This is a genomic window from Paenibacillus sp. FSL k6-2145, from assembly GCF_037976585.1.
Classification (GTDB): domain Bacteria; phylum Bacillota; class Bacilli; order Paenibacillales; family Paenibacillaceae; genus Paenibacillus.
In genome coordinates, this window is sequence record NZ_CP150267.1 from 1,991,201 (window position 1) to 2,003,609 (window position 12,409).

5 protein-coding genes are annotated in these 12,409 nt (G+C 46.0%); 2 read left to right on the forward strand and 3 right to left on the reverse strand.

The genetic code is table 11. The features are described 5' to 3' along the window. The first annotated feature begins 499 nt into the window (after positions 1-499). Entirely contained in the window at positions 500-1,231 is a 732-nt protein-coding gene (locus NZ043_RS08760; RefSeq protein ID WP_133386355.1) for a glycosyltransferase, read from the forward strand. Positions 1,232-1,319: 88 nt separating this feature from the next. Here the strand turns inward: NZ043_RS08760 and NZ043_RS08765 are convergent, their stop codons facing one another. The 3 genes from NZ043_RS08765 to NZ043_RS08775 all read right to left on the reverse strand — a co-directional run bounded on the left by NZ043_RS08765 (position 1,320) and on the right by NZ043_RS08775 (position 9,043). After that, on the reverse strand, positions 1,320-3,428 hold the full coding sequence (locus tag NZ043_RS08765; protein ID WP_339311502.1) for a cytoplasmic protein: 2,109 nt from the start codon (positions 3,426-3,428) through the stop codon (positions 1,320-1,322). A 337-nt stretch (positions 3,429-3,765) separates the two neighbouring features. Continuing rightward, the gene (locus tag NZ043_RS08770) at positions 3,766-7,752 is read right to left on the reverse strand and encodes an S-layer homology domain-containing protein (protein WP_339311504.1); all 3,987 of its coding nucleotides are present in this window, start codon (positions 7,750-7,752) and stop codon (positions 3,766-3,768) included. 154 nt (positions 7,753-7,906) lie between these two features. Further along, the gene (locus NZ043_RS08775; protein ID WP_091035386.1) at positions 7,907-9,043 is read right to left on the reverse strand and encodes a response regulator; all 1,137 of its coding nucleotides are present in this window, start codon (positions 9,041-9,043) and stop codon (positions 7,907-7,909) included. Between the two features lie 135 nt (positions 9,044-9,178). Between NZ043_RS08775 and NZ043_RS08780 the strand changes: the two genes are divergently transcribed. Further along, positions 9,179-12,310, forward strand: coding sequence for an ATP-binding protein (locus NZ043_RS08780; RefSeq protein WP_339311506.1), 3,132 nt, complete (start codon positions 9,179-9,181; stop codon positions 12,308-12,310). Positions 12,311-12,409: the final 99 nt, after the last annotated feature.

A 12,409-nucleotide genomic window follows, 5' to 3' on the forward strand; every position in this document is an offset into this window, starting at 1 on the left:
GGAACTCTTTTAATAAAGCGCTTACATTATAATGTATAATAACTGACACTTCCGTCTCATATCGATATGTCTGCTATGTGAGCCTGTCCATAATCAATGGAATGTTATGTCTGCGTGCGTATAGAGTAGAGTCGCTACTTCATGTAAATCTGATCTGGCCACCCCCTTCTTAAATCACTCTTCTACATACAAGAATTCTTACAATTCCAATAAAATAATACCATTATATTACATATACTGGCAATGAAAATGAACCGTTTATCCAATAGTAAGTTCTGAAAACAAAATTTACTTCAACATGCAGAAGTCTGATTTTCATTCTCATTCCCGCACTCTACAATGTTCGTTTAGATGCGTCGTTATAGTACCAGCATACGAGTACATTGAAAAGTTTTTGTGCCAATTCTCCATTGTGGAGATATGCCGTTCCTCTTATTTTCCGTTTACATATTTTATAGAGAACTAGTTTTGATCTTAACGGACAAGGGGTGCAATTGAAATGGGAGCTAAGCCACATGGCGCTATCCAAAAGCAGGGGGTTTCTATTATTGCCTGCACGAAACGTCAAAACTATATAAGAAACTTGTTCAATAACTACAGTCGACAGATCCACGCCAGGAAGGAACTTATCATTATTGTCAATAACAATAACATTCCCCTTACCCCATATCTAAGTCTAGCCAAAAAACTTTCAAACGTACACGTCTATCGTCTTCCAGAACGCACTTCCCTCGGCGCCTGTCTAAATTATGCTATCAAGAAGACGAAATACAACTATATTGCCAAGTTTGACGATGATGATTATTACGCCCCCTACTATTTGAAGGAAAGTATGCAGACCTTTCAAAGAACCAATGCTGATGTCATTGGCAAGAAGGCTCATTACATGTATTTACGCGGATCTAAGACGTTTATCCTTCGTTCTCCTCATGATGAACATCGACCGGTGACCCTAATCCCTGGCGCAACGCTTGTTTTTAAACGCAAGGTAGTAAACCAAGTACCGTTCCCGAATCAAAGCGTCGGTGAGGACGACCTATTTTGCATTAGAAGCAAACGAAAGGGTTATCGCGTATATTCTGCTGGAAAAAATAATTTTGTTGCGATCCGCAGGCGAAACTCATCCAACCATACTTGGATCATTAGCGATAAAGAACTCATATCTCAAAGCCGAAAAATACCTTCTGTTACCAATTACAAAAAATATGTACAGAAAAAGCCCAGGGGCTAACCCTGTTAACCACAAATTGAGTCTCAAAAAAGAGCAGCATTCCGCTGCTCTTCTCTGTTCTCGACCCTTTATTCACATGCATTTGGACTCAAACCAGATACTCCCCCATAATCTGCTCGATATCATACGGCGTAACGCCTTGATCCACCGAATAGATCGTATCCGCCTGATCTATTGTATCCACCAGTTCTCCTCTAGCTTTGGCATGGAGCATGAACAAGTCATGCAGATCGGGTTTGCGTAAAGTCGTTAGTGCTTTGCCCATCAGGACCATGCCTTTTTGATTGCCTTCCACATTATTGTAGTAATCCGGGTGGCTTGTCAGCGCCAGGTCTGTCCAGATGACGGTACGTTCAACCAGGTCCATAATGACAGGGATCGCAATCTGCGTATCTGCGGTAATATCGATTTTGTTAGCTACGGTGGACGGCTCGAAGATCTCGCCAGAACCCGGCTTCTTCCGCATCATCCACCCTACAAAACATTCCGGCAGATCACAGTACGGATGACTGGTAAACGAAAGCAGTGTTGCCACAACATATCGTCCACCATAAGCCACGATGGATGGAATATGCAGATCAATGAACTCACTTGCTCCGTTAGGTGCAGTCACGATATCTCCGCTATGGACAGCCTTATAGTTAGAGGATCGCAGATTCGTATAGGAGATATGCTCCACATAGTTCCAGTCCTTATCATACATCACCGCAGACAAGTCAATGTCCACGCGCCCTGTAGACTTTCCATCCACGTCCCCCTCTTTCCACCAGTTGAAGAAACGGATGGTATCACCCTCTGCCATCGGCACACGACTTCCACGAACGATGGTATGCAGAGCCTTGCTCGCCGATCTCTGGGAAAAGGGTACCAGATAATCATGAAGCTGTGGATCGACATATGTCTTCCCAAGCGGGGAAAGGTGTGCGAATCGCTCTACCAGCGCCTGCTCGCACAATTGCACGACATCCTGACACGTGGCTTCATTGATGTCTGGCAGCTCATTCGGAACAGCAAAAGCTTTGGCTACATTGCCTTTTGGGAAGAAGACACGCAGATCCTGCGGTTCATTACGGCGGGCAAAATGCTGTCGTACCTGCAATAACACCGGGGTGGATACTTGCTCCAGTACCTCACCAAATGCCAGCAGTACATACGTTTCATCTTCGGTCATCCGCAACAAGTGATCCAGTCTTCTCGCGAATTCACCTGGACGCTGTGACAACAGATCGATCAGACTCCAGACATTCCGATATTGGAAGGCAAGTTCCACACTTCCGTTGAAGGTCGAATACGGCTTATTATTACGCAAAATATCAAAGGCTTCTTCGCATCGCGGATACCGAAGCTTATATTCCGATGGATGCAGAATTTCGCCAAGGCGAATCCAGCGATCCTTATATCGCAACATATCCTCCGTGATGGAGCCACATTGCTCCAGCAATCCGAGCAAAAGGCGTCTCTCACGCCGTTTGAATTTTCGGAAGGGAGAAGCCACAGCGAGGCTAACATCACCATTGGACCAGGCAACAGCCAGACGGAGGACATCACTTGCCGTTTTGAAATACGGACTAATTCGGTCGAGGTTCGCCTTTTCATGCTTCAACAGCGAGGCGACCACAAAGCCCACATTTTCTTTGAACGGAATCTCAGCAGGTAGAATCGCATCCACTTCACTTGGATCTGCATGCTCCAACACCATGTCGATATCCGCCTTGTCTGTTTCCGAGATAGAACCTTTTGCTTCAATGATCTGACGGATGAGCGTCTGGAATGCTTGCTGGTTTCCCAAACCAATGACTTTCAAGTCCGTCTTCTCCAGCAAAGGCATTCTTTCCACAGATTGTTGATCCGGATAGACCACAGTCAGGTTGGTCAGATAATGAATAATCGCATTGAGATATAACTCGGCCTCATCCGCTTGCATCACCTGCATTGGGAATCCAGCATACATCGGTGTGTACTTCACATGTGCGCCGACCATGACTCTTAGATCAGCCACGAGTTGAATATATACTGTTTCAAACTGTTCCTTGGACAGCTGCCGCATCGCTTGAATCAACTCATCCGAGAAGGTGTATCCGAGTGCTTCAATATTTTTGAGGGCAGTCGCCAGGTGTGTCTTCGGCAACTGTTGCTTCCCTTCGTTTGATTCAATAATGAGTTTGTTCGCTCTGCGCAAATAGATTGTATTGTTCATGATAAAAGAGTCCAGGAAAGCCATATTCCTATTAACATTTGGTAGATGGCTTTAGAAGGAAGGAATATGATAGCCTGGACGCCTCCTCTCTGAAATGAAATCTTCAGGAGAGCTGCGACCCTATGATCTCCAATGATTGTAGAAGGAAGGATCACAATAGCCTGAAGGGCAGCGGTTCAAAGTTTGTCACCCGAACCTCTGGTGAACCCATCATCTCAGATTCCATGATCTGCCAACAGGGCGAAAGTATTACGACATGAATTTAAGAATTTAATGAAAATAGAAAAAAGCCTTTGCCGACCCCCAATGTCAGCAAAGGCTTTTCCGTATAGATTTGTTACTTATCAATCAGGTTTGTTACTTTCAACATTCTTGCAATCAATGCAGTGACCTCAGCACGGGTCATCGTGGTCTTCGGACTCAGAACCTCTGGCCCATTACCTTGGATGATCCCCGCTGCAATCAACTGGGCTACATCTTCTTTTGCCCAATTCGATACATCGGCTGCATCACTGTAACGCTCCAGTTCAGAGTTCATCTGTTCCGGGCTGATTGCCGCTTTTGGTTCAATCAGACGGTAGGCACGAGCGACCATGGCAAATCCTTGCTCACGTGTGATCTCCTGATTACCGTAGAAGTTGCCATTATCGTAACCGCGAACGATACCGAATTCATTCGCAAGGGCTACCGCGGAGCGGAACCATGCGGATTCGTTAACGTCAGGGAATAGATTCTGTGGTGCATCCTGACGCATTAGGCCCAGTCCAAGTACAACAATCTCGGCAAACTCAGAACGAGTAACCTGACGGTTCGGTGAGAACGTGTTATCTCCGTTACCTTTCAGATCTAATCTCGCAGCGATGTTGTTCACATCGGTTTTACCCCAATGGGACTTGGCATCTTCAAAATCCTGCGGATTCCAGATGACTGAGTAACTTCCGCTGCTGCGCAGGTCATTAATGAGTGCATAGTATCGGCTATCGACTTTGGTAACAACCGTTGGTACATGGAAGATGCTACCGTCCGGGTTGATGATCACTCCTGTTGTAATCCGGTTCGGGTCGATGCCTTCTGGAAGTGCAATATACTTCGGTGCATAGCCATTCAGCTGGCTAGATCGCACAGTCTGTCCATCTTTCGTAAACGTCAGATCCAGATCAACTGGTGTGACAAGTAGCTCGTATCCTTGGGATGCGGCTCTTGTCTCGGCGCTGTCAATCAATGCATCCGAGGAACGTGCAATATCAATATGGACATCAATATCATTCAACGCTGCATTACCAAGCTGTTTGGACACACCATTCAAGTCCATTTTGCCACCAGGTACCGGATAGATCGCTAACGGATTGCTAATGTTCAATTTGGAACCTTGATCTACTAATTGTTTCAGTGTTTCGAGGGTTAAACCGTCCACCTTCATATTCCCATCATTCGGTGAATGAATGGCGAACTGCTGTCCTGTGCCTTGTGACATGGCAACATTCAGCTTGGCTGGATCAACTTGAACCAACGTTTCTTTGTTGTTAGATGGTTTGGATGTAGCAAATGGTTGATGGCTACCATCCCGAGTTGTCTCCAAATTATCCTTCACGGGTGCCGGCGTTGGCGTTGGTACTGGCGCAGGTGTAGGTGCTGGTGTGCTTCCACTGTTACCTCCCGTATTTCCGCCGCCATTGTTGCCTCCACCATTGTTACCATTGTCATTGGATGCTCTAGTCACGTTAATTTTATACTCCGTAACGTGGCCAAGTGAATCCGTTACTCTAACAACGATCTTATTTCCGCCAACTTGGAGTGGTAGATTCTCACTTACAGCACCACTTGAAATCTCGTTCCATTCTCCATCTCCAACAGCTATTTCAATCTTCGCAAGTGGATCAAGTGCCGTTGGCGTTAGCTGGAATTGATATACGCTATTCGGCACTGAAATGGTGTATGTGTCTTTAGCCGGATCAAAGGCCGGAGACAAGCTTCCTGTAGACGGGATCAGCGTTTGCAGCGTTGATGTATCTGTACCAATTACTTTGGTAAGTCCCGTTCTTGCATCTGTCAGATCCAAAAGTGCCTTGTCTACCTGCGCTTGGGTCGCTGTCGGATCATTCAACACTCGTTCTGCTTCATTCATCGCATTATCCAGTGCTGTCCAGCTCGCTGGTGTGTATGCTGACTCTTCCAGGCTTTCACCTGTAATTTCAGTTACTTTCGCTTGCAAAGCTGATTTATCTACATCTGGTACAGATGTTGTAGGGATTAGGCCCGTTCTTGCATTAGTCAGATCCAAAAGTGCCTTGTCTACCTGCGCTTGGGTTGCTGTCGGATCATTCAGCACTCGCTCTGCTTCATTCATCGCATCATCGAGTGCTGTCCAGCTCACTGGCGTGTACGCTGACTCTTTCAGGCTTTCACCTGTAATTTCAGTTACTTTCGCTTGCAAAACTGATTTATCTACAACTGGTACAGATGTTGTAGGGATTAGGCCCGTTCTTGCATCTGTCAGATCCAAAAGTCCCTTGTCTACCTGCGCTTGGGTCGCTGTCGGATCATTCAACACTCGCTCTGCTTCGTTCATCGCATTATTCAGTGCTGTCCAGCTCACTGGTGTGTACTCAGATTCCTCTAGACCCTCGCCTGTAACTTCAGTTACTTTGGCTTGCAACAAGGACTTGTCTACCTTTGTCACAGCATTTTCGCTAAAACTTTGAGCTGGGGCACCGTTAGTCCCTTTTAGATTACCATCTTCAATATCGTAAGAAACGATCACTGATGCATTGGAAGGGATAATCTGACTCGTTTTTAACTTCAATGTCTTGCTGTTCGCTCCTCGTTCGAAACTGTCGATCGTGATTGGTTGGCCGTTGATCTCCAGATTGAAGCCAGTTAAACTTGCTATATTCGAAAAATCGAGCTCCTCATCGAACGTTACAATAACCTCATCTTCTGTCACAGACACATTACTTACATTTGCGCTTGTGAATTTTGGTGCCCACGCACTGAACGTGAAATACTCTCCGTCTTTTAATGCCGCCTTGGCTGTATAATGTGGAATTCCATTTACATCATTGAGGCTCAATTCATAGCCAGATGCATCTGTAAAATCTTCACTGTCACTTACCAGTAATTGATAACCTGCTGGAACTGACACTTCCGGGATACCAATCTCCACTTCACCCACGTTATTCGTATTCTGCACTTTCCAAACTCTTTGCGCATGATATTGTCCCGGTTTATTTATAGACTGATCATAGGTCAATGGCAGACCGTTATCCGCCCATACGAAATATTGCTGATCCGTCAAAATGCTGGAATTATCTGCATTTGTAGCAGCCAGCGTGTTAACACCTACGGCGACTTGTGGTACTCCAGCATTGATGCTTAAGCTTTGTTTTTGATTCAAGCCCTGTGCTTCATCTTTGCCGATTCCTGCAATATTGTGCTTATACTTGGAATCGACAGTCCACACTTCACTTCCGTTAGTTGAAAGATAAGGACTTGCTCCGTTGTTGAGCGTAATGCCATATTTAATGGCTAGATAAGACTCAATTTTTGAAGCATCCATAGCTGTCTGATTGTCATACAAAATAATCTCAGCAACATCAGCTACAAGACCACCCCAGTTATAAGTGGCACTTCCGCCGTTGGTAGCACCTATAACAGGAGTAAAGTTAATCTCTCCAAAGACCCCTTTCCGACTGAAGCTAGCTTCAACACCATCTACTCGTGCTGTATGATTATTATTACTTATGATATCAAAGTTCACGATCTGAGCTCTACTTCTATCCACCAGATTGAAATAGTCATAAACACCATCGACGCCATTACCTGAGGCAAAATTGTTTCCATATCCACCCATTATAATGACGCCATTGGTTCCTGTAGGAGTAGTCGCTCCGACAAGAGCTCCCCCGTTGTTATTTTTATAAACGGCATAGCCAGATTGGAATTTAATTGGTTTGTCACCTACCAGCTTTACGGAGCTACTATAGTGGCCCCCACCTGTCGGATTGTTGAATTTTACACTGGGGTTAAAGTTAATTCCTCCCGGATTATAACTCGGTGCTGTCTTCCCAGAAGGAATAACCAGGTCAAATTCTACCTCGTTAGCTGATTGGTCCTTCCAATCGGTCAGTAAACCTTCCACCGTATCAGCATCCGAGTCTGCTTTCAGCCATAACACAGGTTCAAGACCCGTTCCCCCTGGAACAGGGCTGCTAGCTGCGCTTACTCTCTCTGAACCAATTGAAGAGATGAATGTGCTTAATAACAACATGCTAACTACGGACACTTTAAATCCTTTTTTCCACTTCTTACTGTACAAAAACGACATACTTATCCTCCCTCTTTTACATTTCGCATAATATCGACCCTCATCTTGCTTATTCTACACATAGCCTCTTACCAAACTCTTACCAAACCTTTCGCTCGTAAATACAACAAAAAAACAGCCTTGCAAATGAAGCTGCGAGGCTGAATATTTTCAATTACATATTTGATTGTTTCCATTGTTGGTACCATAACTCAACTTCCAGGCCGGGACGTATACCTGCCTCTTGCTCTAAAGCGATAACCAACTGGTTATATTGAGCGACCACAGGATCTTTATTGCCTAATCGATCGTAGGTCTTCATTAAGGCCAGTCCGACTTCCTCCAATGATGGCTCGAATTGCTGTACCCGGTGATATACCGTGAGTGCTTCCGTATTCTGTCCCAGTTCGATGTAATATTGTGCGAGTTGCATGGCGTGGTTACGCCAGAGTGCATGCAATCGTTCGCGCTCCAACTCAGCCCATACATAATCGTCTTCACTATAATATTTGCCCTCATATTGATCTGAGGTCTGCCGATGTTCAGCTATTGTAGACGATGATAATAGAGGCAATCGGTTAAGACGACTCTCCCATTCTTCAGCATCAATCCTGAATTCACCCGTTTCCAATAGATAACCAAACTGTTGATAACGAATGACCATATTGTCCTCGCCCATGAATTCGTTCATCATGCTGCGTAAGCGATGGATGCCACTGTGCAGATTGGATATACCTCTCCGCTCATCCAACTCTGGCCACAACAATTCAAGTAGCGTATCCCGCTTAATCGGTTTGTTCCGATGGTGAAGCAAATAGGCAAATAACTCTCTGATTTTGGTTGTTCTGAACTTCATATGTTTTGGCGGCTCATTCGGGTGCAGTTGGACCTGAAGCATTCCCAGACAGCGGATTAACATGGATGGCTCTTCTGCTATATTCAGACTTGCTGGCACCGTTCGGCGTTGATACATCTTCATCGTTTTTTCCAAACGGTCACGCGTTACAGGCTTCATAATATAGTCCAGCACTTCAAGCCCATAAGCTGTCAGTGCATGTTCGTTATATGCGGTTGTGAAAATAACTTCTGTTCCAGGAGAAACCTCATGGATACGTTCGGTCGCCTCGATTCCGTTCATCCCCGGCATTTGAACGTCCATGAAGACGATTTCCGGCAGATGAAGTTTGATCTGATCTATGGCTTCCTGTGCCGTCAGAAAAGAGCCGATAACTTCGCAATCCTCTCTCTCTTGCAACAGTTTGTTCAACCTGCTCAGAGCGAGATATTCATCATCTACCAAAATCACTCTCATATGCACAACTCCTCTGGCTCACTGATCACCCTTTAATCTATAATTTTACCATAAATCCTGACGTGGGACCGCTATCATTTAAATATAGAATCTATGTTCCGGAATTCAAAAAAATGTTCATTTTTGGCAGAGGGCATGCAGGAATTTGAAGTAAACTGTCGAAAACTAAAGTCTGCCATGAAACCAATAACCTATAAAAAGATACCCCGATATGTAGTGCTGTCGATTCTATTCCTGACTATTTTGCTTGGCTTTCGCTGGATATGGTCCGAGACTTTCACTATACCCGCACATCCTGAACCCATTGAAGGCGTGTTGGACCTTCGAGGCTGGAACCTCGCCAACACTTCACCCATATCCCTAGATGGAGAATGGGAGTTTTATCCCCAAGCGTTAATCTCTAATTCTGATGCGAAAATAACGGATAACCTATCCTCATGGATTCAAGTTCCCGGTGACTGGCGTAATGCATTACCAAAATCCTCATCGTCGTTCGGATACGGAACGTACCGTCTTCGTATACTTTTAGATCCATCTGTGGAGGAAGTCTCTCTCTGGGCTCAGAAAATCCAGACATCATCGATCATCGAGATGAACGGGACCATTGTTGCCGAATTCGGCCAACCTGCCACTCATGCCGAAGCCTATCGACCAGAAAGGACTGCATTTACGACTTCCTATGTGCTTGAGGGTTCTACCGAACTCAATCTTTTGGTGCAGACAGCCAATTTTGACGATCCTTATAGCGGAGGGATCACACGCTCTCTCTATTTTGGTTCTCCAGAAGCCATTGGCAGTGAGCGAGGACTATCCATTGACTTGCAAAAGATTACATTCGCTATACTGCTTTTGCACAGCCTATACGCTTTTGTGATGTTTCTGTTTATCCGAAAGGAACGAGCTCTGCTGACGTTCTCGATGCTGACACTGGTAGCTGGCCTAACGGTCGTCTCCGACCATGACAGTCTGTTATTGGGTTGGATTCCACTCAACTTCACTTGGATCGTTAAGGCCAAAGCGTTCTCCTATCCGTTGTTCGCATTCTTTCTTTTACAGATGGCTAGAAGCTTCTCCTATAGTCTACAAGGGCGTAAACTGTTCCGTATCTATGCCAGCGTGCTTGGCGTTTACTGTTTATTTTTGCTCGTCGCACCAGTGACCCTGATCTATCATGTACTTGAGATTGGGCTTTCTGATTTCCTTTATCTGTTTGCCATCGGCTGGTCTGTCTACCTATTCTTCCGAATGGCAGCCGAGAAACGAAGCGACGCAAGCTTTTTGCTCTTTGCGGCTACTAGCAGCCTATCAAGCGTGTTATGGGGAATTGTGAACTCACATAGCGAAATTACCAACGTGTATTATCCGATCGATGTGATTGCGGCCATGTTTGGCTTCTCCGCCTATTGGTTCAGGAAATACTTCCGCAATTCAAGTGAGATCGAGAAGTTGTACGAACAACTCAAAGAGGAGGATCGCCAGAAGGATCAGTTTCTTGTGAATACGGCTCATGAGTTGCGTACACCGCTGCACGGGATCATCAATATTGCCGAGAGTATCGCGGTCCGTGAACGGCGTAAATCAGGTGGGCAGCAGGCAGAAGACATGAAACTGTTAGTTACCATCGGCCGACGCATGTCCCAACTGGTTGATGACCTCCTGGATGTCATTCGTTTGAAGGAAAAACGCATTACGCTCCAGAAGAAGCCTTTATCTCTTGCATCTGTCATTCCAGGCGTGATCGGTATGTTCCGATTCATGGCAGAGGGCAAGCCCATCCATATGCAGGTGGATATTCCAGATTCACTACCGTTGATTCAGGCTGATGAGAGAAGACTTGTTCAGGTGCTCTACAACCTGTTGCATAATGCGCTCAAATTTACCGATGAGGGTACAATTACCGTGTCCGTTCGGGAACATGGAGAGTACGTCTTGATTCAAGTTTCAGATACAGGTGTTGGTATGAGTGAGGAGATACAACAGCGAATATTCGAGGCGTATGAACAAGGGACCCCAGAGGCTCGTTTAAGCGGAGGAATCGGCCTCGGTCTCAATATTAGCAGGCAGCTCACAGAACTCCATGGCGGTCAACTCACCGTGCAATCCGTACCTGGGCAAGGATCCACCTTCCAGATCTCGCTTCCACGGGAAGACACCGCATCGCTATCGGACCAGACTGAGCAGCAATGGGACGCTCACAGCTTCGATGAAATTGCGATTGCAGAGCCACAGCAGCAGACCATATCTCAGGATAAGACTGCCGCCCGTATTCTTGCCGTCGATGATGATCCTGTAAACCTGCGAGTACTGATCTCCATGCTTGCGAATGAACCTTACCATATTCAACCTGCAGCCTCGGCGCTTGAAGCACTTGAATTGCTGAATAAGGAGCCCTGGGACTTACTAATTGCCGATGTCATGATGCCTCATATGTCCGGTTATGAACTGACCGAGAACGTACGCAAGCGTTATTCGGTATCGGAGCTTCCCATCCTGTTGTTGACGGCTCGTAACGAACCAGCTGATGTGTACGCCGGATTCATGGCCGGTGCAACGGACTATGTCACCAAGCCCGTGGATGCCGTTGAATTAAGGCATCGCATCGGGTCTCTGATCGTACTGAAACAATCTATTGATGAGCGACTGCGCATGGAGGCTGCTTACTTACAAGCACAGATTCAGCCCCATTTTCTTTTTAATACGCTCAATTCAATCATGGTTCTTAGTGAGATGGACACGGAGCGAATGCAGAAACTGGGCGATGCTTTTATCGAGTATCTTCAGACCAGCTTTCATTTTGTCAATTCGGAGAAAATGGTTGAGGTCACCCATGAGTTGGATCTCTCCCGTGCCTATCTCTACATTGAGAAAGAACGATTCATGCATCGGTTGAATGTCATCTGGGATATTCCCGATGATCTTGATCTATCCCTGCCGCCACTCACCATTCAACCGCTCATTGAGAATGCTGTTCGACATGGTATTCTCAGCAAAGTTGAGGGTGGAACCGTGCATATCCGAATCATCAACCAAACAGCGTCCACCTTGATTGAGATCGAGGATGACGGTGTTGGGATGCAGCCCGAGCAGATCGAACGGGCACTGGCGTGGCCCAAGAAAGGTCCCGGCGGAACGGGAGGTATTGGATTAACCAATACACATCGCCGGTTAACCCAGATGTACGGACAAGGTTTGACCATCGTCAGCTCGCCGGGTCAAGGCACAAAAGTTTCCTTTGTCATCCCTTTGGACCGCAGCACAAGATTCTGAGCGATAAGATCGTTCTATGACTTTACAGTGGACATACTGTACTGTACGATCCGTATCCAGATGCTTAGGTGTAAGGTCTAGAGGAACGCGATGGTAGCG

Excerpts from the sequence above, each read along its gene's own strand:
- NZ043_RS08770 (WP_339311504.1), bottom strand. The coding sequence starts at position 7,752 with ATGTCGTTTTTGTACAGTAAGAAGTGGAAAAAAGGATTTAAAGTGTCC.
- NZ043_RS08775 (WP_091035386.1), bottom strand. The coding sequence starts at position 9,043 with ATGAGAGTGATTTTGGTAGATGATGAATATCTCGCTCTGAGCAGGTTG.
- NZ043_RS08765 (WP_339311502.1), bottom strand. The coding sequence starts at position 3,428 with ATGAACAATACAATCTATTTGCGCAGAGCGAACAAACTCATTATTGAA.
- NZ043_RS08780 (WP_339311506.1), top strand. The coding sequence starts at position 9,179 with ATGCAGGAATTTGAAGTAAACTGTCGAAAACTAAAGTCTGCCATGAAA.
- NZ043_RS08760 (WP_133386355.1), top strand. The coding sequence starts at position 500 with ATGGGAGCTAAGCCACATGGCGCTATCCAAAAGCAGGGGGTTTCTATT.